This is a genomic window from Aeromonas sp. Y289-2, from assembly GCF_027705925.1.
Taxonomy (GTDB): domain Bacteria; phylum Pseudomonadota; class Gammaproteobacteria; order Enterobacterales; family Aeromonadaceae; genus Aeromonas; species Aeromonas veronii.
Map to the genome: position 1 here is coordinate 151,361 of NZ_JAPDCH010000006.1, position 23,927 is coordinate 175,287.

Below are 23,927 nucleotides of genomic sequence, written 5' to 3' on the forward strand. Positions count from 1 at the left end.
TGCTGGCGGGAGTGAGAATGACTTTGACAAGCCAGTGCCCATTTAGCACAATCAAACGCCACTTTTTTTCCGCGGGACAATAATTTATGACAACTGAATCCCCCAGCTACTCCACGATTGAGCAAGCCTTCTCCCTCGGGAACGGGCAAGATTCTGCCCTCAACTGGTTGCGCAAGAACCGCAGTCAGGTCGCTATTTTTCTGGTGAGCGGCATCAAGCTGGAAGGCACCATCAGCGGGTTCGACCAGTACAGCGTGCTGCTGACCGATGCTCATGGTAACCAGCAGCTGGTCTACAAGGCCAAGATCTCCACCATCGCCATGCACACCGGCCGTCCGCAGGTGAACATCCAGCGTGCTCGCAAGCCGCGAGTCTCCATGGCGCCGCGCCCCCACGGTGCGCCGGGTCGTTATGACGACAATCAGGGCGGCGGCAACAACGAGTAATCGTCTGCCCCGCACTCCCCGTTGATGCGCCCTGCGTCAGCGGCTGACGGAACCTGCTCTCATTTTCATTCATGTCCCGTATGAGAGCCGGTTCCGGTTATCGCCCCTTGCAGGGCGATATTTTTTCCGCACTACGCCGTTATGCCGACCGGTTTGCCCTCTTTGACCATGCAGGTCTGCATACCCGCCGCTTCTCCGGCCTGTACCCCGATACCGGTATCTTCAAATACCAGACAGCCTGATGGCTCGACCCCCAGCTTGCTGGCGACCAGCAGGAAGGTGTCCGGATTGGGCTTGTGCAGCTCCACATCGTCTGCGGTGACCACCACAGAGAAGTAGCGATCCAGCCCGGTGTTGCGCAGCACCGCCTCGGCGTTGACGCGAGGCGAGCCGGTGCCGATCCCCATCGGGATGACGCCATGATAGCGCTCGACCAGCGCCTGCATGGCCGGAAAGACGGTCGCCTTGTGCAGGTTGGCCACATAGTGGGCGGTCTTGCAGCGGGTGACTTCGAGCGGATCGAGGGGGATCTGCTGCTCCTGTGCGACCAGCAGGGCTATCTTGCGGCTCGGCATGCCACCCAGCTCATAGAACCAGTCGGCGTCGAAGTGAAAGCCAAACTCGCGGGCGGTATGTTCCCAGGCGGCGAGGTGCAGCGGCATGGAGTCGACCAGGGTGCCATCAAGGTCAAAGACCAGGCCTTGGAATCCGGAAAGCGTCATGGTGCGGGTCAGTCTCTGAAAAAAGGGAACCCATTCTAGCCAGTGGCTCCCCGCCTCGCCATCACCTAGCTGGTGAGAAACGCTTGCCCCCACATTTGTGACTGAAAATAGACGGGGGTGAGCTGGGCCGGATCGAGTTGATATTTGGGGGCAAGCTGTTCCAGCAGGGCCCAGTTGCCCTGTTCATAGGTGCTGACCAGCTGAAACAGATGAAAGAGTGGCCCTTCGTGCAGTTCGATGGCGCGCTGCACGCTCTTGGGCAGGTGGGCCATCAGCGGCTCCGACAGCAGGGAGCCATCGAGCACCAGTCCTACCAGAAAGGCCCAGCTTGCCTCCGCTTTACCGAGGGCGGTGAGGGCAATCAACTCGCAGAAGCGGCCGCGGGCGATGGCCATGCGGGTGCAGGCCTCCGGCATGTGCTGGCTCACCCGGGCCAGACCGTTGATCAACACGAACTTGCGGATCTCCTGCTCCCCCAGATAGGAGAGGGCGCGGGGTACCGAGGTGATGGGGGCGGCATGATCGAAGCCGGGGGCGTTGACGTAGGTGAGCAGCAGGCCGGGCAGCCAGGCATCCTGCTCCAGCAGGCGGGCTACCTGGGCGAAGGAGAACTCTTCGTGGCAGATGAGCTGGAGGATCTGTTGTACCAGCGCCATATCGGGCTGGTTGGCCCGCTGATTGACCAGCTCGGGACGGGCGAGAAAGCCGCCGGCAAAGAAGTCGACCCCCGCCTCCCGCAGCGGGAGAAAATCCGCCCAGGTTTCGATGTTCAGCGCCATCCGCTTGTGTTCGGTGGGTTGACAGATCCCCTCTTCCCCCATCCAGTACACCAGCAGGCGGCTGGCGCCGAGCCAGCGTGGATCCCGGTTGGCGCCGTGTACCGCCAGTCTGCGCCGACTGTCGCGCCACTGCTCCAGCACCGGGAACGAGTTGGGCTGGCGTTCACTGGAGGCTTCAACCAGCGGGATCGCGTCCTGATCCAGCAGCATGGGACGCTGTTCATCGAGCTGTTCGTGGGTGAAGGGCACCAGATATTGACGCCCCTGCGCCAGCAGGCGGCAATGTTGCGCCAGTGAAGGCCATTCGGCCGGTGAGCTGAGCTGATAGTCGATGCCGTAGGCCACCAGAGCCAGGCGACGATTGAAGATGGGGTAGCGACGCAACAGCATGGGATCACCGATAGGCCAGAGTGCGGGCCCTCCCTTGTGACTTGGCGTGGTAGAGCGCCTGGTCAGCCTGTTCGGTCAGGGTCTGCCATGCTCCGTCCTGGGAGGGAACCAGATAGCTAAAGCCTATGCTAACCGTAATGAAATCAGCAACCCGCGAGGCGGGATGGGGCATTTTCAAGCGGGCAAGACCATCGTGGATCCGTCCGGCCAGCTGTTCGGCCTCACCGGGTTGGGGGGCGCAGAGCAGAATGACGAACTCCTCCCCGCCGTAACGGGCGACCAGATTGGTACAGCGCCGCTCTGCATCCCGCAGCACATGGGCCACCTGTTGCAGGCAGAGATCCCCCTTGGCATGGCCGAAGTGGTCGTTGTAGGCCTTGAACTCGTCGACGTCGATCATCAATACCGCCAGCAGGTTCTGGGTGCGTCGTGCCCACTCCCACTCCCGCTGCATGGTGATGTCCCACTGGCGCCGGTTGGCGATGCCGGTGAGGGGATCTTCCAGCGACAGCAGGGAGAGGCGGTGATTGGCCTCCTCCAGCGCCCGGTTGGTCTCGGCCAGCTGCATGGTGCGCTCGGCGACCCGGGCCTCCAGCTGGCGGTTGAGGGTTTCTAGCTGCTCCTGGGTGCGCTGGCGGATCAGCAGTTGCGACAGGATGGCTGCGTACTGTTTGAAGATCTCGCTCTGATAGGCTTTGAGCGGACGGTGCCAGAGCAGGTTGTCGGCGGCGATCCAGCCGATGGGGGTGGTGCCATCCCATAGCGATACCATGGCGTTCCAGCCACGGCCCACCTGCTGCTTCTCGTAGTAGAGGGGGGTATCTTCCATCACCAGTACGTAGTCCTTGCGCCTGAGCGCCTCTTGCACCGTGGGGTGATCCGGAATGGGGCTGATGAAGTTGTGTTCATCCATCAGCTCGCCCTCTTCGCTGGTGCCCCAGGTGCCGCGCATGGTCTTGCCATCGGGTTCGATCAGGAAGATGGCAACCCGATCGAACTGCAGCTCCTTACGGGCCAGCAGCACGGCATCCCGCAGCAGATCGTTCTCGCTGCGACTGCGGGAGAGGGTGACGCTGACCATATGCAGCGCCTGCAACATGGTGAGGAAGGAGCCCTGCAGTGCCTGACTCTGTACCAGATCGGTCTGGGTATGGAGCCGCTGGTCCCGCTCCTGATTGACCTGGCTGGAGAGCAGGTGATTGCTGAGCTCGGCCGTCAGATAGTGAATAAGGAGCTGGATACCCTGACGCTGGTGGGAGGAGAGGCGATCGATGCGGCGGCGGGTCTCCAGATAGATGACCCCTTCCAGTTTCATGTGACGCTTGAGAGGGAAACAGGCGCGTAACTGCGGCTGGGCGGGCTCCTCATTTTCGCCGGGATCCGGCGGTGCTTGGAGCTGCTCGATCACCAGTTGTCCCTTCTCCATCGCCTTGTCGATCAGGTGGTGGGGCAGGGTCAGTTGACCGAGATGGGCGAGATCAAGCGTGGTCAGCCCGTGATCGAGCTGAAAACTGTAGAGCTGCGGTTCGGGGGCTTTCAGCCAGAGGTAGAGGCGTTCGGCATCGGTCTTTTCACGGATGGTGGCGAGGCTCACTTCGCATAACTGAGCGAAGTTGGTGAAGTGTTCCGGGTCCCATTCCTGCATACCAATATCCCTTGGATTGTACCCAAGCGAGTATAGACATATTTCTCCTTGATTAATATGTCAGAAAGGAGAGGCGGCGCACATAATGGTTGCTTTCAGCCCTGCTGGTGGAGACATTCACTGTGTTCTCTGCCAATCGTGGCTAGAACTGTGTGCCATAACGGTATATATGGCGGCTTGTAAGGCGGGGTATTGGGCAAAAAAGAGCCCGCACGATGGCGGGCTCTCGGCAGATCAGATGATTCTGCGCGGCTTATTCTGCCTTGGGGGCAGCCTCAGCGGGTGTTTCACTGCTATCGGCTGGCGCACTCTCGGCCGCCGGGGCTTCCGGTGCCGGGCCCGGCACCAGATCCACCGCCGGTTTGGCGATAAGGGAGCGGGTCTCTTCCACCGCTTCGGTCAGTTTGACCTCGATGATCTGGCCGAGCTCATAAACCACTTCGGTCTTGTCCAGATAGACGCGACCGTTGTCCCAGTTGCACTCCAGTCGATCCTTGTTGTCGAGAATATGGCGGGCAGGCAGGAAGACCACAGCGCCGTTCTCCTGCAGACGCAGCTTGAGACCGGCACGCATCACGTCGATGATCTCGGCGTTGAATACCTGATCGGTGCCAGCCGCGGCTTTCAGGTAGCGAACATAGAGCCAGTCGCCGATGTCACGCTCCACCATGCGGTGCAGGCGGCGGCAGGCGGTCAGATGCTCTGTGAGCTCCTGACTCGGGCGCTCACCCGGGGTCTTGCCGGCGATGACGGCTTTGAGCAGACGATGGTTGACCATATCGCCGTATTTACGGATCGGGGAGGTCCAGGTGGCGTAGGCATCCAGACCCAGACCGTAGTGGGCGCCCGGTTCGGAGGACATCAGCGCATAGCTCTGGAAGCGGCGGATCTTGCCATCCAGCCAGCGGGTGTCGAGGTTGTCGATCCAGCGGCGCAGGGCACAGAAGCCGGAGAGGCTGGCGATCTCGTCGCGCTCGAACGGGGCTTCGGCACTCTTCAGCAGGTCGATGGCGCCGTCGAGGGACTCTTCGTCAAAGCCGGTGTGAACGTTGAAGATGCCGTAACCGACGCTCTTGCCCAGCACGCGACCGGCGCAGATGTTGGCGGCGATCATCGACTCTTCCACCATGCGGTTGGCGATGCGGCGCGGCTCGACGTGGATGGCCAGCACTTCGCCATTTTCGCCCAGCTCGAAGTCGTAGTCGGGACGATCCGGGAATACCAGCGCATGTTCGGTGCGCCACGCGATGCGTGCTTCGGTCATCGCCTTCATCAGCGGCAGCTGGGCCAGTACGCCTGCGTCGATAGACAGCTCTTTGCCATGCTCGGCCCAGTCGGAGACGTCGTCATAGTTGAGACGGGCGTGGGAGCAGATGCGGGCGGCGAAGAACTCGGTCTCCTCCAGTAGCAGACCATCTTCGGCGATGAGCAGACGGGCACACAGGGTGTTGCGCTCCTCACCCTCTTTCAGGGAGCAGAGCTCGTCGGAGAGGGTGCGCGGGATCATCGGCACGTTGCGGCCCGGCATGTAGACGGTAAAGGCGCGCTGGGCGGCTTCCTTGTCCAGCTCGCTCCCTTCGGCCACATAGGCGGTCGGGTCAGCGATGGCGACCAGCAGCTCCCAGCCGTTGTCCAGCTTGGTGATGGCCAGCGCATCGTCCATATCCTTGGTCTTGGCACCGTCGATGGTGAAGAAGGGCACCTTGGTCAGGTCACGACGGGGCAGCTCTTCCTCTTCGATCACCTTCCACTCCGGCAAATCAGCCGGCTCGACCTGGGCCAGATTGTGGCGCGCCAGCACCACCCACCAGGGAACATTGTGATCTTCCTGGGCGGCGATCTTCTGGATGATCTCGGCAGAGAAGTTGCCGTCGACCAGCGCATGGCGCTTGAGGGTAGCCACCACCCAGTCACCTTCCTTGAACTCTTTCTCATCCAGACCCTTCTTGACGCGGGCCTTGATGGCATCCTTGATCAGCGGATGGTCGGCCACCACGTTGAGGCGGTCGCGGAACATCTTGACCCGGGCCACGAAGCGGGTGACGGACTGCTCCAGCAGGGTATCCGGCTCGGCCACTTCCTTCTCTTTTTCGGTGCGGATCAGGGCGGTCACCCGGTCACCGTGCATCACCTTCTTCATGTAGGGAGGCGGCACGAAATAGCTGGTCTTCTCATCGACTTCCAGAAAGCCGAAGCCCCGGTCCGAGGCGCGGATCACACCCTCTTTCTTCGGGATGTTTTCGCGGATTTGTTGCTTGAGCTGGGCCAGCAGCGGATTGTCTTGGAACATAAGTGAGGAACCTGAAGTGAAAACCTGGGTGGAGACCTGATGAAGGATCGCCCAGCACTATACGTTTTTAGCCCTGCAAAGCCAAGGTGAATGGCCTGCTCAGCGTGGTTTCAACTGCGATCTGGCATGGTCGATAAGACGTTGGGATAGCTGCTTGTGAACCCCTTTTTCCAGTACCCAGCGGTGCCAGTAGAGGCGTTCCGTCAGGACGTGGTCGGGACTGAGGTTGAGCTGTGACCCGCCTGCCAGCTGGCCTCTTATCTGCAATTCGGGGATGAGACAATAGGCCAACCCCTGTTCGGCCATGGCGACGAAGGCCTCTGACGAGTGGACCGTATGGCAGGGATAACCGCCCGGCTCCAGCCCGAAGTGCTCCCTCATAAAGCTCACATGCATGTCATCGCGCTGATCGAACGCCACCGCCGGTGCCTTGGCCAGCGCCTCACGGGTCAGGCCGCGAGGGAAGTGGCGGGCAACGAAGGCGGGGCTGGCGGTAAGCAGATAGTTCATCTCACCGAGCTCGTCGACGCAGCAACCCGCCAGCGGCTGGGGATGCAGGCTGACCGCACCAAAGGCCTGACCCTCGCGCACCTTGTCGAGGGTGCGGCTCTCGTCATCGACCAGCAGGTTGAGTTCGATGGGGTGCTGTTTCAACAAGGGGGCAATGGCGGGCAAAAACCAGGTGGCCAGGCTGTCGGCGTTGACGGCGATGCTGATCCGGATTGGCCCTTGCGGCTGGTCGGGGGCCAGCTCCCCCGCCAGTTCGAGCTCAAGCTGATGTACTTGCCGATAGTGGGCCAGCAGCTTCTGGCCGAGCGCGGTGGCCTGCAGCGGCTGGCTACGAATAAGCAGCGGCTCGGCAAATTGCTGCTCCAGCTGTTTGATCCGCTGGGAGATGGCCGACTGGGTGATATGGAGCGACTTGGCCGCCCGATCGAAGTTCTGTTCCTGCAGTACCGCATCCAGTGCCCGCAGCAGTTTGTAGTCCAGCTCTTTCATCTTCTCTCCCTTCCGTTGCCCAAGGGCTGACTCTACGTCACTCGGCAGGGGACAACAATGGGCGGTGGAAGGGACGTTGCGCTGTGATTTTTGACAGTAGTGGTCAGGCCATTGAGGGAGGATACTCTCTGGTGCCGCATGGGGTAGCCCTGCGCAGATCGTAGCGACATCTTTATCCCGGGTCTGTTTTCCCGGGATTTTTTATGAGTGAACTGCCAGCACCGGTGACGGTTGCTGCAGTGGATAATGGCTGGTTTGATAATGGCCCAGCAGAGGCTGGGAGACCGCCTGCGCGAAGCGCTCATCCAGATGGAAGCGGATGCCAACGCCCCTTACCGCCCCCAGATCGACCGCCTGACGATGACCGAGCCGCTCGATGGGCAGGCCAAGTCGGCGGAAGATGCGCTCCACCGGCAGGCTGACGACGGCGACCAGCTCCCGGATCCCGTGGGCATGGGCGAAGGCATATACCTCGCGGAAGATGACGCAAGTGAGTTCGCTGACGCCATTGCTCATGCGCGGTGCGCGCTGGGCATCGATAGCCAGACGGGTGAGTTCCCAGACATCTGGAGTGCGTGGCGCGCTTTCACCGGCAAGGGCGGTGGGGAAGATGGTGGGCAGCATATAGGCATCGGCACAGTTGAGCAGACGAATACAGCCACACAGCCCTTGTTCGTCCTCGATCAGAACCCAATGGGTGTCTGGCGTGTCGAAGCTGTCACGCTCCAGGCCCCGATGAGACTCGACATCCCAGCCTAGCCGGTCGGAAAAGACGCGATTTCGAAAGCGATAGAGTTCATTCTCCACCTCGTTTCGTGGATGTTCTCTCAATTTTCCTTTAAAAACCAACATTATGGACCCTCTATCTTGCTATTCGCCGTTATAATCACATGTCTGGCCAAGGGGGCTTTCATATGAACAGAGACCAACTGCTTGAGTACCTCGAACATTTCACTTCGGTGACGGACGGCAATCGTCTGGCCGAACTGATCGGTCGCTTTACGCTCGGGATGGGCTATGACTACTATCGCTTCGCCCTGATCCTGCCGATGTCGATGCAAAGGCCCAAGGTGGTGCTGTTCAACCAGTGTCCCGATTCCTGGGTGCAGGCCTATACCGAAAACAACATGCTGGCGTGCGATCCGGTGATCCGGCTGGCACGCAAGCAGACGCTGCCCATTTACTGGAACCGCCTCGATGAGCGGGCCAGTTTTCTGCAGGAGGGAACCATGGACGTGATGGGGTTGGCAGCCGAGTTCGGGTTGCGTAACGGCATCTCCTTCCCTCTGCACGGTGCTGCCGGGGAGAACGGTATTCTCTCCTTCATCACCTCCGAGCGGGCCTCGAGCGACCTGCTGCTGGAGTCCTCGCCGGTCCTCTCCTGGATGTCCAATTACATCTTCGAGGCGGCCATTCGGGTGGTGCGTTTCAGCATGATGGACAGTGCGGGTAAAGACCCCTTGACCGAGCGCGAGACCGAGTGCCTGTTCTGGGCCAGCGAAGGGAAGACCTCTAGCGAGATCGCCTGCATCCTCGGGATCACGGAGCGCACGGTCAATTACCATCTCAATCAGGTCACCCGCAAAACCGGCTCCATGAACCGCTATCAGGCCATTGCCAAAGGGGTTAGTACGGGGCTGTTGCTACCCAATCTGGAGCAAGTTGTGGTTACCAACTTCCCCAGATTGCTGCAGTAGGCTGAGCCCACAGGCGCAACAGATTCTCCTGCCGCACTCTGAGGGTCACAATTGTCAGATCCGGTAATTGACAAGGGCTGGAACAGCGGCTGGGTATGCCGGTTTTTATTAGCAAAATGAATCAATCAGTAAATCAATGAATTTCTAAGAAGGAACTACCATCGCTATAGTGCCGCTCATTCATCATTTCGAACGGTGCTCTCCATGATGCTCGCAACGACACTGCAAGGCTTCACCATCGGTCTGGCCATGATCATCCCCATCGGCGCCCAGAATGCCTTTGTGCTGAGTCGGGGCATCCATCGCAATCACCATCTGCTGACGGCCACGCTCTGCAGTTTCTGCGATCTCATCCTGATTGCCATAGGTGTATTTGGCGGAGCCAATGTGCTGGCCGCCAGCCCCCTCGGCATGGCGCTGCTCACCTGGGGTGGTGTGCTGTTTCTCGGCTGGTTTGGTGGCCGTTCCCTGCTCAGTGCCTGGCGCGGTAAAGGGGAGGGACTTGCCGATTCTGCTCAGCAGATGGGTGCCAAAAGCGTGCTGGCGATGACGCTGGGAGTTACGCTGCTCAACCCTCACGTCTATCTCGATACTTTGATGTTGCTCGGCTCCCTTGGCAGTCAGGTGAGTGAGTCCCTGCGTCCGGCCTTTGCTGCAGGGGCCATGCTAGCCTCGCTGGTGTGGTTCTACTCGCTGGCGCTGGGGGCCGCGGCGCTGGCGCCCTGGTTGGCCCGCAGCCGGGTGCAGCAGGGGATCGATCTGCTGGTTGGCATCATCATGCTGAGCCTGGCTATTCAACTGGCCATAGCAGGTTGAGGAAGTTAAGGCGGCAGGAATGAGCGACCGGTAACAAAAAGATGCCACTCATATGAGTGGCATCTTTGCTATTGAAAGGGGTCAGACCCTGAACTGGGAGAGCAGGCGCTGTTGCAGCAGGCTGGCTTGATGGAGCGAGGAGGCGAGCTGCAGGCACTCCTGTGCCTCCTGTTCGCCGGTTCTGGCTTGCAGACTGATACCGGAGACCTTGTCAGAGGAGTGGCTCAGGGTGTGTGACAGTTGCCCGGTAGCCACGGCTACCTGCTGCACCATGTCGGCCAGCTGGTCGATGGCGCCTTCCACCTTGAACAGGATCTGCTTGGTGTTCTCGGAGTCCTGCATGCCGGACTCCACCGTCTTGAGGTTGCGTTGCATCATCAGATAGGCGGTCTCGGTCTGCTGCTGGATACTGCTGATCACCTGGCTAATTTCGGCGCTTGATGTTGCGGTGCGATTGGCCAGGGTGCGCACCTCGTCCGCGACCACCGCAAAGCCACGCCCCATCTCCCCCGCGCGGGCCGCTTCGATAGCCGCATTGAGGGCAAGCAGGTTGGTCTGCTCCGAGATACCGCTGATGGTGGAGATGATCTGGCCAATTTGACCCGCCTGCTCCTTGAGGGAGTTGATGGCGATGGCACACTCGCTCACCTCCTGTACCACCCGCTGCATGCCCGCGCTGGCGGAGGCGACATACTGGCTGCTCTCGGTGGTCAGCTGGCGCACCTCATTGGCATTGTGGGCCGCCATGCTGCAGTTGTCCGAGATACCGGTGGCGACTTGCACCATCTGTTCACTATCGTGGTGCAGGGCCAGTGCATGTTCGGCGGTTTGGCGGCTGCTTTGGCTGATTGCCTCCACCCGGTTGACCGAGGTGTGAACGTGTTCGCTGATGTGCTGGTTGTTGTCCATGGTGGAGCTGATCATCTTCTGCAATTTCTCAATGAAACGATCCACGCTGTTGGCCAGCGAACCTATCTCGTCATCCCGTTGCAGGTTGATGCGGGCGTTGAGATCTCCCTCGCCGGCGGCGATATCCTGCATCCTTTTGTCCACTTGCAGCAGCGGGGTTACCAGCTTGCGGGTCAGCCAGAAGCCGCAGAGGGTGACCATGATCAGGCTCAGTAACAGGCCACCCATTAGCAGGGTTCGGGTCTGGCTGATGATGCCGTTGAGCTGGGCCACCTGATCCTCGACGGTGGCATCGCCGCTCTCCTCGATGGCAACCAGCTGTTGTCGTAGCTCATCGGCACTGACCTCATAGGCGGACTGCTGGGCCTGATAGCTGCCGAGCGCATCGACCCACTGTCCCATCAGTTGCTGATGCCGGGCCAACAGGGCGCGATACTCTGCCGACAGTGTCTTGCCGGCAAATTCGCCGGTTCCCTCGATATCGAACAGCCCGGTGCCGAGCATGCTGTTGATTGCTTCGTGGTAGAACTCGGTCGCTTCTTTCAGCTCGGCCTTGATCGCCTCTGTGACTCCTTGTCTGCGCATCTTCTCCAGCGCATAGAGTTGGCGTAAAAAGCCGATGTTTGACTCCATCCCCCCGTCGGCCGCTTCCCAACGGGTGGAGAGGCCGCTGTTCCAGCTGATGGTCTGGTCGGGGGATTGGGTCAGCGCCTCGACCGCGCCATCGCCGATCACCTCCAGCTGGGTCGAGAGGCGGGCCATCAGATCGGCGTTATGATGCAGTGCCTGATCTACCTCTGTATACGCGTGATAGAGCGCCAGCAGCTTCTCTTGTTGCTGTTGATAGTCCTGCTTGTGCTGTTCCATGGTGGCAAGGGCTGCACCATCAATGAGCTGCCCTTGGCTGACCCGTGCCAGCGCATCATCGGTCGCCGCCTTGGCAGCATCGAGTTCGGCGCGATTGAGCGGGGTTCCGTTTTGCATCTTCTGAATCTGTAGCTGTTGGTTGCCCAGCTCTATGGAGCCCTCCATGGCACCGTCGGCGGTCTGCCAGGCGGCGCCCAGGACATAGGAGAGCAGATTGGCTAGCCGCTGGCTGCCATACCAGCCAACGACCCCCATGCCCAGCGTACAGCCGAGCAATATGGCAAGACCCAGATTGGAGGTGGTAACAATTTTCATGTGATGGCCTTCCTTGGTATCGACATTGGCACCAGTTTCGGTTCCGAACGGGTTTAGTGTAGTGGTTTATCCCCCGCTCGGGGGCCGGTGCGGCGCTGAAACATCCCGTGCACTGGCTGCACCCGATCAAGCATGGTGGAAAATGGGATAAAAAGCCTCTCTGACTACGCGGGTGTTGCTGCCCTATGCTGGATACTTATCCAGTTATTCTTTATGCTATGAGCCAATTTACGAATAGTTGTATTGGTGAGGAGAGAGCCGTGATTGGTCGCTTGAGAGGCATTGTCATTGAAAAGCAGCCCCCCGAGGTCCTGCTGGAAGTGGGCGGGGTTGGCTATGAGGTACAGATGCCGATGAGCTGCTTCTATGATTTGCCGGAGATCGGCAAGGAAGCGACCATCCATACTCACTTCGTGGTGCGGGAAGATGCCCAGCTGCTCTATGGTTTTAACCACAAACAGGAGCGGGCGCTGTTCCGCGAGCTGATCAAGACCAACGGAGTCGGCCCCAAGCTGGCGCTGGCGATTCTTTCCGGCATGACAGCTACCCAATTCGTGCTGAGTGTCGAGCGTGAAGAGATAAGCTCTTTGGTCAAACTGCCGGGAGTCGGCAAGAAGACCGCCGAGCGGCTGGTGGTGGAGATGAAGGATCGCCTCAAGGGCTGGGTCAGTCACGACCTCTTCTCCCCGGCTATGGTCACCTTGCCAGCCAGTGAGCCCGAATTGCGGGCACCGGATGTGACCGAGGAGGCGGCCAGTGCGCTGGTGGCCCTCGGTTACAAGCCACAGCAGGCGAGTCAGATTGTCAGCAAGATCGCCAAAGAGGGGATGTCGGTGGAAGATATCATCCGTGAATCCCTGCGTAGCCTGGTATGAGGTAGTTGATGATTGAAGCAGACCGCCTCATTTCGGCCAGTGCCGCCCGTGAGGATGACATTATTGACCGGGCTATCCGCCCCAAGAAGCTGGCTGATTACACCGGTCAGGATACCGTCTGCGAACAGATGGAGATCTTTATCGAAGCGGCCCGTCAGCGGGGTGAAGCGCTTGATCACCTGTTGATCTTCGGCCCGCCGGGTCTGGGCAAGACTACCCTCGCCAACATCGTCGCCAACGAGATGGGGGTCAATATCAAGACCACCTCCGGCCCGGTACTGGAGAAAGCAGGGGATCTGGCCGCGCTGCTCACCAACCTCGAGCCAAACGATGTGCTGTTCATCGATGAAATCCATCGCCTCAGCCCGGTGGTGGAGGAGGTGCTCTATCCGGCGATGGAGGATTACCAGCTCGACATCATGATCGGGGAGGGACCAGCGGCTCGCTCCATCAAGCTGGATCTGCCTCCCTTTACCCTGATTGGCGCTACCACCCGGGCTGGTTCACTCACCAGCCCGCTGCGGGATCGCTTCGGTATCGTCCAGCGGCTGGAGTTTTACAACGTCAAGGATCTGACCGATATCGTCTCCCGCAGCGCCCGTTGTCTGGGGCTCGACATGACGGAAGATGGTGCCATTGAGGTCGCCCGTCGCTCTCGCGGCACGCCGCGGATTGCTAACCGTTTGTTAAGGCGGGTGCGCGACTTTGCCCAGGTGAAATCCGATGGCCGGATCGACGGCCCCATTGCTGCTCGCGCCATGGACATGCTGGATGTCGATAACGAAGGTTTTGACTTCATGGACCGCAAGTTATTGTTGGCTGTGATAGACAAGTTTATGGGGGGCCCGGTGGGTCTCGATAATCTGGCCGCCGCGATCGGGGAAGAGAAAGATACTATCGAAGATGTGCTGGAGCCTTATCTGATCCAGCAAGGGTATCTGCAACGTACACCCAGAGGACGGATTGCGACCACTCGAGCCTACGTTCATTTCGGTCTTCAGCGACCAGATGAGAAGTAAAAACAGTCGTTTGAACATGAAACCGCCGTCAAAGGCGGTTTTTTATTATCCGGGCAAAAAAAGCCCACGGCGGATGCGGTGGGCAAAGACAATTCAGGATGGATGTTCACAGACAGTGAGTGCGTCTGGACACAGACCGGAAAATAAACAGGTGAGCCGTCGCGAGCTCTCAGAGTCGGTTCAGTTGATAGAGCTGAACAAAGGAAAGCTTGTAGTAACGGATGGTTTTAGCAACAAACTTTTTCATCTTCGATTCCAATAGACAGGTTCAAATTGATCGTCGAATACGTACCGTGAACCCGGATTAACCGGCCTGTATCCAAGGGTATGCCCTCACTGCGAGGCGCATTGTAGGAGTTCGAATCGACCCCGGCAAACAAGAAAAATTGCACTCTTCAAATTAGTTTATCTAATGTCTTTATTGATGAAATTGGTTCGCATGAGTATGCATTCTTTGCAATTTTAAATTGAGTTTTCGAATCAGATTGCCTGACTCGGATAACATGGAAAAAGGCGCGTCATTCACGCTTTTCAAATTAAACCGAGTGGCGGGATGTTAAATTCTTAAATTGATTTAAATCAATGTTTTACGCTTTATCGTGTTTTGTGATCTGGCTCGCGTCAATAATCGTGAAATAGATTAAAAATGCCTTTCAAAGCCATGTATGGCGGGTCCTTTTACATTGATTTCAATCAAATAAAGGTGATATAAAAACCCGGTCATCATGGGCGAGAATAAATATAGGCTGATTGTTTTGGAATTGTTAAACATTAGCTTTGTTTGTGTTCTCGTATTGCCTTGTTGTTAATGCCAGTGGTTACTGAACGCGTTTTGTTGTGACACGTCCCAATAAGGCTCATTCGATAACCTCCAACGGAAGCTTTGTGCTTAAAACTTAAAATAGCCGTGCCAATAATCGGTGAGGAAACATCATGATTGCTGAGCATGTGGTAGACCTATCGCGGTTCCAGTTCGCTGCGACGGCCCTTTATCACTTTTTGTTTGTACCCCTGACGCTGGGAATGGCCTTTCTCCTGGCGATCATGGAATCCGTCTATGTGATGACCAACAACACCATCTACCGGGACATGACCAAATTCTGGGGTAAGTTGTTTGGTATCAACTTTGCCTTGGGGGTCACCACAGGTCTGGCCATGGAGTTCCAGTTCGGGACGAACTGGGCTTACTACTCCCATTATGTCGGCGATATCTTCGGGGCTCCGCTGGCTATCGAAGGGCTGATGGCCTTCTTCTTGGAGTCCACCTTCGTCGGTATGTTCTTCTTTGGTTGGGATCGTCTGAGCAAGCATCAGCATCTGGCTGCCACCTGGTTGATGGCGCTGGGTACCAACCTCTCCGCCCTCTGGATCCTGGTCGCCAACGGCTGGATGCAGAACCCGGTCGGTGCCGAGTTCAACTTCGAATCCATGCGGATGGAGATGATGAGCTTCGCTGACGTGGTGCTCAACCCGGTTGCTCAGGTCAAGTTCGTCCACACTGTGGCGGCTGGTTATACCTGTGGCGCCATGTTTGTGCTGGGTATCTCCTCTTACTACCTGCTGAAGAATCGTGATGTGGCGTTTGCCCGTCGCTCCTTCGCCATTGCCGCTGCGTTCGGTATGGCTTCCATCGTGTCCGTGCTGATCCTCGGTGATGAATCCGGTTACGAGACAGGTGAAGTGCAGAAGGTGAAACTGGCCGCTATCGAAGCTGAGTGGGAGACTGAACCTGCTCCGGCCGCCTTTACCCTGTTCGGTATTCCGAATCAGGAAGAGATGCGCACCGACTACGCCATCAAGATCCCCTATGCGCTGGGCATTATCGCGACCCGTTCTCTGGACGGTCAGGTCACCGGTCTGAAGGATCTGAAGAGCGAGCACGAACTGCGCGTTCGTAACGGTATGACCGCTTACGACCTGCTGACCAAGCTGCAATCCGGTGACAAGTCTGACGAGACCCGCGCTCGTTTCGACGAAGTGAAGCAGGATCTGGGCTACGGTCTGCTGCTCAAGCGCTACACCAGCAACGTAACCGATGCTACCGACGAGCAGATTAAGGCCGCCGTGGATGACTCCATCCCGCAGGTACTGCCGCTGTTCTTCGCCTTCCGCATCATGGTTGCCGTCGGCATGCTGATGCTGGTGTTGATTGGTATGGCCTTCTATGACAGTGCCCGTCACCAGATCGGCAAGCGCAAGTGGCTGCTCAAGGGTCTGCTGTGGGGTATCCCGCTGCCGTGGATCGCGATCGAAGCTGGCTGGTTTGTTGCTGAATATGGTCGCCAACCGTGGACCATTGCAGAGGTGTTGCCGACTTCCCTCTCTGCATCCAATTTGCCTGCAGCCGAGATCTGGTTCTCTCTGATCGGTATCTGCCTGTTCTATACCGTACTTCTGGTTATCGAGATGTACCTGATGTTCAAGTATGCCCGTCTTGGCCCCAGCAGCCTGAAGACTGGCAAGTATCACTTTGAACAGATCAAGGCATAAGGAGAGCGACCATGTTTGATTACGAAACTCTGCGTGTCATCTGGTGGGCTCTGGTCGGCGTGCTGCTGATCGGTTTTGCCATCACTGACGGCTTCGACATGGGGGTAGGCGCACTGCTCCCGTTCGTTGGCAAGAAAGATGTCGAGCGCCGCGTGATGCTCAACACCATGGGGCCGCACTGGGAAGGTAACCAGGTTTGGCTGGTCACTGCCGGTGGTGCCTTGTTCGCCGCCTGGCCGATGGTGTATGCCGCGACCTTCTCCGGCTTCTACATCGCCATGATCCTGACGCTGATGGCGCTGTTCCTGCGTCCGGTCGGTTTCAAGTACCGCTCCCTGCGTGCTGATGCCAAATGGCGCAGCAACTGGGATTGGGCCTTGTTCGCCGGTAGCGCCGTACCGCCCATCGTCTTTGGTGTGGCCTTTGGCAACCTGCTGCAAGGCGTTCCGTTCGAGTTTAACCAGTTCATGATGTTGACCTATCACGGCAACTTCTTTGGTCTGCTTAACCCGTTCGGCATTCTGGCTGGTCTGGTGAGCCTGTTCATGCTGCTCACCCAGGGCGCAACCTGGTTGATGATGAAGACCGACGGTGAAGTGCTGGCACGTTCCCGCACTGCCGCCATGATCTGCTCACTGCTGACCCTGGTGCTGTTTGCTGCCGCGGGTTGGTGGGTAAGCGGTATGGAAGGGTATGTCATCGTCAAGGCTGCAGCGACTGACGCAGTATCCAACCCGATGAACAAGGAAGTTGTCCTGCAGGCTGGTGCCTGGATGAACAACTACACCCTCTATCCGTGGATGGTGGCAGCCCCTGTACTGGGCCTGGCCATGAGCCTGCTGACTGCGCTGTTTGCCCGCATGAACATCGGCTGGCTGGCGTTTACCAGCTCCTCGCTGGCGATTGCCGGGGTCATCCTCACTGCCGGTTTCTCCATGTTCCCGTTCGTGATGCCCTCAAGCCTTGAGCCGTCACTGAGCCTGACCATGTGGGATGCTACCGCCTCTTTCAACACCTTGCAGGTGATGACTGTGGCTGCAGCGATCTTCGTACCGATTGTGCTGGGTTACACCATCTGGACTTACATCAAGATGTTTGGCCGGGTAACCAACAAGCACATCGAAGATAACCAACAATCTCTCTATTAAGAGGTGCGCTGACAATGTGGTATTTCACCTGGATCCTGGGGCTGTTGCTGGCCTGTGCATTTGGCATCATCAATGCGCTGTGGCTGGAACACACCGAGAACATGGATCGTCAGATCGATGAAAACAAGTGATCGACTCGCCAGCCTGGCCGCTCCACTGGAGCGGCAGCCGTGGCAGGGGTTGATGTTACTCGCGGCGGCCTTGTTGGCCGTCGCTATTTTACAGGCCCCCAATCTGATCGCGGCCAATACCAGCGAGCATGGTCTCTGGCTTGCTCCCTGGCTGATGTGGGCCGTCTGTTGTGGCGTACTTAACGGGCTTGGCTTTCATCTGAAAAGCCTGCCCGGACGTGTGCTGTTCAACCCCTGGCTCGCCTGGCCCAGTTTGTTGTATGGCCTCTGGCTGACACATTCATATTTCCTTTCATAAAAAACGGGGGGAGGCAGGATTTCCCTGTCTCCCCCTGCTTCTTTCCTATTCAGCCCTGCGCTATGATAGCCCCCCATCTGACTGTCGAATGGATCACAGATTGTTATGGGGGAAGTCTTTGAGTTTCCGGTGCGTGTCTACTACGAAGATACCGACGCCGGGGGCATCGTCTACAACGCCAATTATCTCAAGTTTATGGAACGTGCTCGCACCGAGTTTCTTCGTGCCAAAGGGGTCGAACAGGACGTCTGGCTGCAGGAGGGATATGCCTTCGTGGTGAGCCGAACTGAGATCGATTTCCGCTCGGCGGCCCGTTTTAATGAACTATTGAATGTATTAACGCAAGTGATTGAAGTGAAACGCGCATCCCTGCGTTTTTCGCAGCAGATCCTGGCGGCTGATGGACGACTGATCACCCAGGCCATGGTACAGATAGCCTGTGTCAGTCATCCGCAAATGAAACCTGTAGCTATACCTGAAAAAATCAAGGGAGTGCTGTTAAGTGCACGCTGAAATTTCGTTTATTGGCCTGTTTTGGCAAGCCAGCCTGTTGGTAAAACTGGTCATGATGACCCTGATGAGCATGTCTATTGTCTCGTGGGCGCTGATTATCCAGCGTTCAAAGGCGATCAAGGCGGCCAATCTCGCATCGGAACAGTTTGAAGATCGCTTCTGGTCAGGGGTCGATCTCAATCGCCTCTATCAGGAGTCCTCTTCCCGCCGCGATGACATCGAAGGCATGGAAGATATCTTCTACTCCGGCTTCAAGGAGTATGCCCGCTTGCTCAAGGCCGGTGCCCGTGGTCAGGATGCGGTGATGGATGGTACCTACCGCGCCATGCGCGTCTCCCTCTCTCGCGCGGTGGATGATCTGGAATCCAACCTGCCGGTGCTGGCGACCATCGGCTCCATCAGCCCCTATATCGGTCTGTTCGGTACCGTATGGGGGATCATGAACGCCTTTATCGCCCTGGGTCAGGTGCAGCAGGCCACCCTGCAGATGGTGGCACCGGGTATCGCGGAAGCGCTGATCGCTACCGCCATGGGTCTGTTTGCCGCTATCCCGGCGGTTATCTTCTACAACCGCTTCTCCAACAAGGTCGAGCGGCTGGAGAACGCCTACGCCAACTTCATGGACGAGTTCACCACCATTCTGAACCGTCAAATTGCACAGCAGCAGGGTGATCAGTAATGCAAACCTATCAGCGGATCCGGCGCAAGAAGGTGGCCGAGATCAACGTGGTTCCCTATATCGACGTCATGCTGGTGCTGCTTATCATCTTTATGGCGGTCACGCCGGTGATCACGCAAGGGGTCAAGGTGGATCTGCCACAGGCTGAGTCCGAGCAGTTGCCGGAAGATGCCAAGCCGCCCTTCATCGTCAGCGTCAATACCGAAGGCGAGTATGTCATCAAGGCTGGTGAAGCCGAGGATGAGCCGGTGCCAAGCGGCACGCCAGAGGCGATGCAGCAATACATCACCGAAAAAGCCATGGGCTATCTGGCGATCAACCAGAATGCCCCCGTGGTGGTCGCGGGTGACAAGGCCGTGCGCTACGAAGAGGTGATCCTGTTGATGGTGGCCCTCAAGAATGCGGGTGTGCCTCAGGTTGGCCTGATGACAGATCCGGTGAACTAACGGAGATGGATGTGAAGCGTGGTATTTCCGGTTATCTCATCGCGTCGTTTCTGCTGCACCTGATCATCGGCATCATCCTGTTTGTCGGGCTCGATTTCAGCAAACCGAAACGACCCGAATCGAAGGGGCAGATCGTCAATGCTGTCATGCTCGATGAGAACTTCCTCAACGAGCAGGCCAAGCAGATCCAGCAGCAGAAATCTCAGCCCAAGCCTCAAAAGGTAGAGAAAGAGAAGGATAAGGAAGACACGGATCTCGCCAAGCGCGAGCTGGCTCAGAAACAGGAGCAGCTTCGCATCGCCGAGACCAAGCGCAAGCAGGCCGAAGAGGCGACTCGCAAGGCCGAGGCCGAAAAGCAGAAGAAGGTGGCCGAGCAGAAGCAGGCGGAAGAGAAGGCCCAAAAAGCCGAGGAAGCCCGCAAGCTGGAAGAACAGAAGGCCAAGAAGGCCGAAGCTGAGCGTAAAGCGGCGGAAGCCGAAAGCAAGGCGTTGGCGCTGAAGAAGAAAAAGGAACAAGAGAAGAAAGAGGCCGAAGAGAAGGCAAAGGCGGCAGAAGCCAAGGCCAAGAAAGCGGAAGCTGACAAGAAGGCCAAAGCTGAAGCCGAGAAGAAAGCCAAGGCAGAAGCAGAGAAAAAAGCCAAAGCCGAGGCCGAGAAGAAGGCCAAGGAAGAGGCTGAGAAAAAGGCAAAAGCTGACGCAGAGAAGAAAGCCAAGGCAGAAGCCGAAAAGCAGGCCAAGATCGCGGCTGAGCGCAAGCGTAAAGCAGCCGAGCAGGCCAAGCTGCAAAAAGAGATGGAAGAGATGATGCAGCAGCAGCTGTCGGCTGAGGCCAATGCCCGCAGTCAGGCGGCATCGGCAGCAGCCCAGGGCGAAGTCGACAAATATGCGGCGCTCATCAAGGCCACTGTTGAGCGGTATATGATTTTGGATCCCACCATGCGGGGCAAAACATGTACTATCGGCGTACGTCTTGCGAGCAGTGGCTTTGTCATATCGGTAGATAACGGCCAGGGTGACCCGGCGGTCTGTCGTTCCGGTAAGGCGGCTGTTCTGAAAGCCAATCAACTGCCTGTGCCCAAGGATCCTGCGGCATTCGAGATGTTGAAGGAATTTAACCTGAAGTTAGAACCGAGTATCTAAGCGTGATAAAACGAGGTTGCTTGCCTCCGGTTGGCAACCTCTCGCCGAGAAAGGAATTTAACCTCTCATCTATATTGGAACCGAGTATTTAAGCCATGATCAGAAAAGTATTTTTTGCTTTGGTTGGCTGTTTGTTGCTGGGCCAGAGTGCCCAGGCGGCCCTGGACATCGTCATCACCGGCGGTATTGATAGCGCACGCCCCATCGCCGTTGCTCCCTTCAAGTGGGAAGGCAACGGACAGTTGCCGCAGGATATCGCGGAAGTGGTCTCCAACGACCTGATGCGCAGCGGCAAGTTCAAGCCGCTGGCCCGTGGCCAGATGCCGCAGACCCCGAGCAGCAGCAGCGAGATCAACTTCGCTCCCTGGGCCTCCCAAGGGGTTGAAGCCGTGGTGGTGGGTTCCATTTCTGCAGTCGGTGACGGCACCTACAAGGTCAACTTCGAGCTGGTCGATGTGCTGAAAGGCCAGCTGGCCAAGGCACAAGGTGGCGAGAGCAACGGTTACATCCTGGATAGCCGTATGGCGACCATCCCGGGTGCCCAGATGCGCCAGTTTGCCCACCGTATCTCCGACATCGTCTATGAGCGTCTGACTGGCGAGCGCGGTGCCTTCCTGACCCGTCTGGCTTACGTCTCCGTACAGCAGGGTACCCAGTTCCCGTACCAGCTGCGCATTTCTGACTACGACGGTTACAACGAGAAGACCCTGCTGCGCTCCCGCGAGCCCTTGATGTCTCCGGCCTGGTCGCCGGATGGCAGCAAGCTGGCTTACGTGAGCTTCGAGAACCAGAAGTCCGAAATCTACGTGCAGGATATCTACACCCAGCAGCGCAGTCTGATCACCAGTTTCCGCGGTATCAACGGGGCGCCGGAGTGGTCTCCGGATGGTCGTCGTCTGGCTATCGTTCTCTCCAAAGATGGTTCACCAAACCTCTATGTGGTTGATGTCGCTAGCAAGCAGCTGACCCGCGTCACAACCAGCCGTGTGATCGACACCGAACCCTCCTGGATGCCGGATGGGCAAAATTTGTTGTTCACCTCTGAACGTGGTGGCAAACCCCAGATTTATAGCGTAAATTTGGCGACTGGTATGACTCGCCGGATGACTTGGGAAGGTGAATCCAACCAGGGGGCATCCATCACTCCTGATGGTAAAATCATGGTGATGGTGACCCGTGTTCAGGGACAGTATCGTATTGCCCGTCAGGACATGGAAAACAATGCCCTGTTGGTCCTTACCCAGAGCGCTCTGGATGAGTCGCCAAGTGTGGCTCCCAATGGCAGCATGATCATTTATGCCACCATCTATCAGGGTCGTAAGAGTCTCGCGTTGGTGTCGACTGATGGTCGCTTCAAGGCTGTGCTTCCGACCAGTAGCGGTGAAATTCGTGCACCAGCTTGGTCGCCCTTCTTGAATTGATAAAAATCCAATTGTTTTTTGTTTTGTTATAAAGGTTTAAGGAAATAGCATGCAACTCAATAAACTGCTCAAGGGTTTGGCCATCGCACTGCCACTGTTCACCCTGGCCGCTTGTAGTTCTTCTTCTGATTCTGACGCCGCTGGCGCTGAATCAGGTATGACCGACGGCATGGGCGGTGTACAAACCGGCGGCGCCAACGGCATGTTGTCCCCGGAAGAGCAGATGCGTCAGAAGTTCGAAGCACTGCAGCGTGACAACGTGATCTACTTCCCGTTCGACGGTTACGATATCCAGGGTCAGTACGCTGATCTGCTGGATGCCCACGCCAGCTACCTGCGCGAGCGCCCGAGCGTTAAAGTCCTGATCGAAGGTCACGCCGATGAGCGCGGTACTCCGGAGTACAACATCGCCCTGGGCGAGCGTCGTGCCAAGGCTGTTGCCAAGTATCTGCAAACCCTGGGTGTGCAGGCCGAGCAGCTCTCCATCGTCAGCTATGGCGAAGAGAAGCCGCTGGATCTGTCCCACACCGAGGATGCCTTTGCCAAAAACCGCCGCGCGGTTCTGGTTTACTAAGGTTTAAACCGAACGAAGTTCGTTTATATGCAAGCGGCCATTTCGATGGCCGTTTTATTTGCACTAAACGCCAAGGTTTGATCCGAATGAAATCTGCATATGCGAGCGACGATGGCGCTGGCCGTTTTATCTGTACTAAACGCTAAGGTTTGATCCGAATGAAATCTGTGTACAAGCAAGCTGTCGTTGCGCTGGCCGTAATGGTTGCTCTGAATGCGCAAGCTGCAGCACCGGTCAGCGATCTGGGCGGTGACTCGGGTGGTGGGGTTGTCCTTAGTGGCAACAACGGCGCTATCGTGCCCACCGGTAGCCTGGAAGATCGGGTTGCCCTGCTGGAGCGCACCCTCAATGCCCGTCTGCGGCTGCAAGCTGAATTGCAGCAACAGGTCGACTCCCTGCAAGGGGAGGTCTCCGAGCTGCGTGGTCAGCTGGAGCAGCAGACCTACCAGATGGAACAGTCGCAAGAGCGCCAGCGTCAGCTCTATCAGGAGCTCGACAAGGTTGCCAGCAGCCAGCAGGCTGCACCGGCCGCCGCGGCCCCTGCTGCTGCCGCTACACCGGCTGCTGCGGCCAATTACTCAACTAATCAGGATGAGAATCAGGCCTACGACGCAGCGGTCAACATGGTGCTCAAAGAGAAGAACTACGACAAAGCCATTCCGGCTTTCCAGGGCTTCATCAAGCAGTACCCCAATTCGGGCTATGTTCCCAATGCACACTACTGGCTCGGCCAGTTGCTGTTCAACAAGGGTGACAGAGCCGGAGCCTCGGCCCAGTTTTCGACCGTGGCCAACAAATACAGCAAATCCCCCAAGCGAGCCGATGCGCTGCTGAAGCTGGGTATGCTGGCGCAGCTGGATGGCAAGAAGGCGGAAGCCAAATCCTTCTATGAGCAGGTGATCAAGGGCTATCCCAACACTTCGCCGGCCCAGTTGGCCAAACAGAGTCTGGCCAAGCTGTAACATTGCTGTATGTCACTGTTTTCGTAACGCTACTGTAAAAACAGCCTGCATTTGTACGCACAGTGAGCAAACGGATTTAAATTACGAATTTTCTGTTGCACCGGAAATTTAAATCCGTAATATAGGCCGCCGTCAGAGCCGAAGCAGTAATGCAGTCGGAACTGGTCGTGGTGAGGGTCGTTAGCTCAGTCGGTAGAGCAGTTGACTTTTAATCAATTGGTCGCTGGTTCGAATCCAGCACGACCCACCATTTTCTCCACTCGGTGGAGACAGAATTCCCAGGTCGTTTAGCTCAGCTGGGAGAGCACCTCCCTTACAAGGAGGGGGTCACTGGTTCGATCCCAGTAACGACCACCA

23 protein-coding genes and 2 tRNA genes are annotated in these 23,927 nt (G+C 57.6%); 18 read left to right on the forward strand and 7 right to left on the reverse strand.

The window, feature by feature from the left end; translation table 11 throughout:
- Positions 1-86: 86 nt before the first annotated feature.
- Positions 87-446, forward strand: a complete 360-nt coding sequence (gene hfq, locus OKC43_RS11390) for an RNA chaperone Hfq (protein WP_005335772.1) — start codon at positions 87-89, stop codon at positions 444-446.
- Between the two features lie 131 nt (positions 447-577).
- On the opposite strand, the gene OKC43_RS11395 is transcribed toward hfq, so the two are convergent.
- The 6 genes from OKC43_RS11395 to OKC43_RS11420 all read right to left on the reverse strand — a co-directional run bounded on the left by OKC43_RS11395 (position 578) and on the right by OKC43_RS11420 (position 8,123).
- The gene (locus OKC43_RS11395) at positions 578-1,168 is read right to left on the reverse strand and encodes an HAD family hydrolase (RefSeq protein WP_040066974.1); all 591 of its coding nucleotides are present in this window, start codon (positions 1,166-1,168) and stop codon (positions 578-580) included.
- Positions 1,169-1,233: 65 nt separating this feature from the next.
- A complete protein-coding gene (locus OKC43_RS11400) occupies positions 1,234-2,337 on the reverse strand; it encodes an EAL and HDOD domain-containing protein (protein ID WP_005363003.1) in 1,104 nt (367 codons plus the stop codon).
- 4 nt (positions 2,338-2,341) lie between these two features.
- On the reverse strand, positions 2,342-3,982 hold the full coding sequence (locus OKC43_RS11405) for a sensor domain-containing diguanylate cyclase (RefSeq protein ID WP_236272712.1): 1,641 nt from the start codon (positions 3,980-3,982) through the stop codon (positions 2,342-2,344).
- A gap of 253 nt (positions 3,983-4,235) precedes the next feature.
- The gene (locus OKC43_RS11410) at positions 4,236-6,272 is read right to left on the reverse strand and encodes an exoribonuclease II (protein WP_139472442.1); all 2,037 of its coding nucleotides are present in this window, start codon (positions 6,270-6,272) and stop codon (positions 4,236-4,238) included.
- A gap of 99 nt (positions 6,273-6,371) precedes the next feature.
- Positions 6,372-7,271: a LysR family transcriptional regulator ArgP gene (locus OKC43_RS11415; RefSeq protein WP_236272713.1), complete on the reverse strand. Its 900-nt coding sequence runs from the start codon at positions 7,269-7,271 to the stop codon at positions 6,372-6,374.
- 201 nt (positions 7,272-7,472) lie between these two features.
- Positions 7,473-8,123, reverse strand: coding sequence for an acyl-homoserine-lactone synthase (locus OKC43_RS11420; RefSeq protein ID WP_042081537.1), 651 nt, complete (start codon positions 8,121-8,123; stop codon positions 7,473-7,475).
- 62 nt (positions 8,124-8,185) lie between these two features.
- Between OKC43_RS11420 and OKC43_RS11425 the strand changes: the two genes are divergently transcribed.
- Both OKC43_RS11425 and lysE read left to right on the forward strand, forming a co-directional pair.
- On the forward strand, positions 8,186-8,968 hold the full coding sequence (locus OKC43_RS11425; protein WP_236272715.1) for a LuxR family transcriptional regulator: 783 nt from the start codon (positions 8,186-8,188) through the stop codon (positions 8,966-8,968).
- 207 nt (positions 8,969-9,175) lie between these two features.
- Positions 9,176-9,784, forward strand: coding sequence for an L-lysine exporter (gene lysE, locus OKC43_RS11430; protein ID WP_236272726.1), 609 nt, complete (start codon positions 9,176-9,178; stop codon positions 9,782-9,784).
- 81 nt (positions 9,785-9,865) lie between these two features.
- Here the strand turns inward: lysE and OKC43_RS11435 are convergent, their stop codons facing one another.
- On the reverse strand, positions 9,866-11,875 hold the full coding sequence (locus OKC43_RS11435) for a methyl-accepting chemotaxis protein (RefSeq protein WP_236272716.1): 2,010 nt from the start codon (positions 11,873-11,875) through the stop codon (positions 9,866-9,868).
- 260 nt (positions 11,876-12,135) lie between these two features.
- On the opposite strand from OKC43_RS11435, the gene ruvA reads away from it, so the two are divergent.
- From ruvA to OKC43_RS11510, 15 genes are all read left to right on the forward strand, one after another.
- Positions 12,136-12,750 (forward strand): Holliday junction branch migration protein RuvA, encoded by a 615-nt coding sequence (gene ruvA / locus OKC43_RS11440; protein ID WP_005335746.1) that lies wholly within the window; start codon positions 12,136-12,138, stop codon positions 12,748-12,750.
- Positions 12,751-12,758: 8 nt separating this feature from the next.
- A complete protein-coding gene (ruvB, locus tag OKC43_RS11445; protein ID WP_236272717.1) occupies positions 12,759-13,769 on the forward strand; it encodes a Holliday junction branch migration DNA helicase RuvB in 1,011 nt (336 codons plus the stop codon).
- A 933-nt stretch (positions 13,770-14,702) separates the two neighbouring features.
- Positions 14,703-16,259 carry a cytochrome ubiquinol oxidase subunit I gene (locus tag OKC43_RS11450; protein ID WP_005335743.1) on the forward strand — a complete coding sequence of 519 codons (1,557 nt, stop codon included), beginning with the start codon at positions 14,703-14,705 and terminating at the stop codon, positions 16,257-16,259.
- A gap of 11 nt (positions 16,260-16,270) precedes the next feature.
- Complete coding sequence (gene cydB / locus OKC43_RS11455; RefSeq protein ID WP_005335741.1) at positions 16,271-17,407, forward strand: cytochrome d ubiquinol oxidase subunit II; 1,137 nt, start codon at positions 16,271-16,273, stop codon at positions 17,405-17,407.
- A 14-nt stretch (positions 17,408-17,421) separates the two neighbouring features.
- Positions 17,422-17,538 (forward strand): cytochrome bd-I oxidase subunit CydX, encoded by a 117-nt coding sequence (gene cydX / locus OKC43_RS11460; protein WP_005304933.1) that lies wholly within the window; start codon positions 17,422-17,424, stop codon positions 17,536-17,538.
- Positions 17,525-17,836: a cyd operon YbgE family protein gene (locus OKC43_RS11465; protein WP_235657032.1), complete on the forward strand. Its 312-nt coding sequence runs from the start codon at positions 17,525-17,527 to the stop codon at positions 17,834-17,836. Before cydX ends, OKC43_RS11465 begins: the two co-directional genes overlap by 14 nt.
- 105 nt (positions 17,837-17,941) lie before the next feature.
- A complete protein-coding gene (gene ybgC, locus OKC43_RS11470; RefSeq protein ID WP_005335737.1) occupies positions 17,942-18,349 on the forward strand; it encodes a tol-pal system-associated acyl-CoA thioesterase in 408 nt (135 codons plus the stop codon).
- Entirely contained in the window at positions 18,339-19,028 is a 690-nt protein-coding gene (gene tolQ, locus OKC43_RS11475; RefSeq protein ID WP_005335735.1) for a protein TolQ, read from the forward strand. The genes ybgC and tolQ overlap by 11 nt, the downstream gene beginning before the upstream one ends.
- The gene (gene tolR, locus OKC43_RS11480) at positions 19,028-19,474 is read left to right on the forward strand and encodes a protein TolR (protein WP_204380651.1); all 447 of its coding nucleotides are present in this window, start codon (positions 19,028-19,030) and stop codon (positions 19,472-19,474) included. Before tolQ ends, tolR begins: the two co-directional genes overlap by 1 nt.
- A 5-nt stretch (positions 19,475-19,479) precedes the next feature.
- Positions 19,480-20,613 (forward strand): cell envelope integrity protein TolA, encoded by a 1,134-nt coding sequence (gene tolA / locus OKC43_RS11485; protein WP_013723471.1) that lies wholly within the window; start codon positions 19,480-19,482, stop codon positions 20,611-20,613.
- Between the two features lie 95 nt (positions 20,614-20,708).
- On the forward strand, positions 20,709-22,034 hold the full coding sequence (gene tolB / locus OKC43_RS11490; protein ID WP_005335728.1) for a Tol-Pal system beta propeller repeat protein TolB: 1,326 nt from the start codon (positions 20,709-20,711) through the stop codon (positions 22,032-22,034).
- A 49-nt stretch (positions 22,035-22,083) separates the two neighbouring features.
- On the forward strand, positions 22,084-22,608 hold the full coding sequence (gene pal / locus OKC43_RS11495; RefSeq protein WP_005313284.1) for a peptidoglycan-associated lipoprotein Pal: 525 nt from the start codon (positions 22,084-22,086) through the stop codon (positions 22,606-22,608).
- A 158-nt stretch (positions 22,609-22,766) separates the two neighbouring features.
- Positions 22,767-23,570 (forward strand): tol-pal system protein YbgF, encoded by an 804-nt coding sequence (gene ybgF / locus OKC43_RS11500; protein ID WP_042052426.1) that lies wholly within the window; start codon positions 22,767-22,769, stop codon positions 23,568-23,570.
- 174 nt (positions 23,571-23,744) lie between these two features.
- Positions 23,745-23,820: transfer RNA gene (locus OKC43_RS11505), tRNA-Lys, on the forward strand.
- 31 nt (positions 23,821-23,851) lie between these two features.
- Positions 23,852-23,927 (forward strand) — tRNA-Val (locus OKC43_RS11510).

What these genes read in the sequence shown, in the direction of transcription:
- hfq (WP_005335772.1), top strand. Translation starts at nt 87, where the DNA reads ATGACAACTGAATCCCCCAGCTACTCCACGATTGAGCAAGCCTTCTCC.
- OKC43_RS11395 (WP_040066974.1), bottom strand. Translation starts at nt 1,168, where the DNA reads ATGACGCTTTCCGGATTCCAAGGCCTGGTCTTTGACCTTGATGGCACC.
- OKC43_RS11400 (WP_005363003.1), bottom strand. Translation starts at nt 2,337, where the DNA reads ATGCTGTTGCGTCGCTACCCCATCTTCAATCGTCGCCTGGCTCTGGTG.
- OKC43_RS11405 (WP_236272712.1), bottom strand. Translation starts at nt 3,982, where the DNA reads ATGCAGGAATGGGACCCGGAACACTTCACCAACTTCGCTCAGTTATGC.
- OKC43_RS11410 (WP_139472442.1), bottom strand. Translation starts at nt 6,272, where the DNA reads ATGTTCCAAGACAATCCGCTGCTGGCCCAGCTCAAGCAACAAATCCGC.
- OKC43_RS11415 (WP_236272713.1), bottom strand. Translation starts at nt 7,271, where the DNA reads ATGAAAGAGCTGGACTACAAACTGCTGCGGGCACTGGATGCGGTACTG.
- OKC43_RS11420 (WP_042081537.1), bottom strand. Translation starts at nt 8,123, where the DNA reads ATGTTGGTTTTTAAAGGAAAATTGAGAGAACATCCACGAAACGAGGTG.
- OKC43_RS11425 (WP_236272715.1), top strand. Translation starts at nt 8,186, where the DNA reads ATGAACAGAGACCAACTGCTTGAGTACCTCGAACATTTCACTTCGGTG.
- lysE (WP_236272726.1), top strand. Translation starts at nt 9,176, where the DNA reads ATGCTCGCAACGACACTGCAAGGCTTCACCATCGGTCTGGCCATGATC.
- OKC43_RS11435 (WP_236272716.1), bottom strand. Translation starts at nt 11,875, where the DNA reads ATGAAAATTGTTACCACCTCCAATCTGGGTCTTGCCATATTGCTCGGC.
- ruvB (WP_236272717.1), top strand. Translation starts at nt 12,759, where the DNA reads ATGATTGAAGCAGACCGCCTCATTTCGGCCAGTGCCGCCCGTGAGGAT.
- OKC43_RS11450 (WP_005335743.1), top strand. Translation starts at nt 14,703, where the DNA reads ATGATTGCTGAGCATGTGGTAGACCTATCGCGGTTCCAGTTCGCTGCG.
- cydB (WP_005335741.1), top strand. Translation starts at nt 16,271, where the DNA reads ATGTTTGATTACGAAACTCTGCGTGTCATCTGGTGGGCTCTGGTCGGC.
- cydX (WP_005304933.1), top strand. Translation starts at nt 17,422, where the DNA reads ATGTGGTATTTCACCTGGATCCTGGGGCTGTTGCTGGCCTGTGCATTT.
- OKC43_RS11465 (WP_235657032.1), top strand. Translation starts at nt 17,525, where the DNA reads ATGAAAACAAGTGATCGACTCGCCAGCCTGGCCGCTCCACTGGAGCGG.
- ybgC (WP_005335737.1), top strand. Translation starts at nt 17,942, where the DNA reads ATGGGGGAAGTCTTTGAGTTTCCGGTGCGTGTCTACTACGAAGATACC.
- tolR (WP_204380651.1), top strand. Translation starts at nt 19,028, where the DNA reads ATGCAAACCTATCAGCGGATCCGGCGCAAGAAGGTGGCCGAGATCAAC.
- tolA (WP_013723471.1), top strand. Translation starts at nt 19,480, where the DNA reads ATGGATGTGAAGCGTGGTATTTCCGGTTATCTCATCGCGTCGTTTCTG.
- tolB (WP_005335728.1), top strand. Translation starts at nt 20,709, where the DNA reads ATGATCAGAAAAGTATTTTTTGCTTTGGTTGGCTGTTTGTTGCTGGGC.
- pal (WP_005313284.1), top strand. Translation starts at nt 22,084, where the DNA reads ATGCAACTCAATAAACTGCTCAAGGGTTTGGCCATCGCACTGCCACTG.
- ybgF (WP_042052426.1), top strand. Translation starts at nt 22,767, where the DNA reads ATGAAATCTGTGTACAAGCAAGCTGTCGTTGCGCTGGCCGTAATGGTT.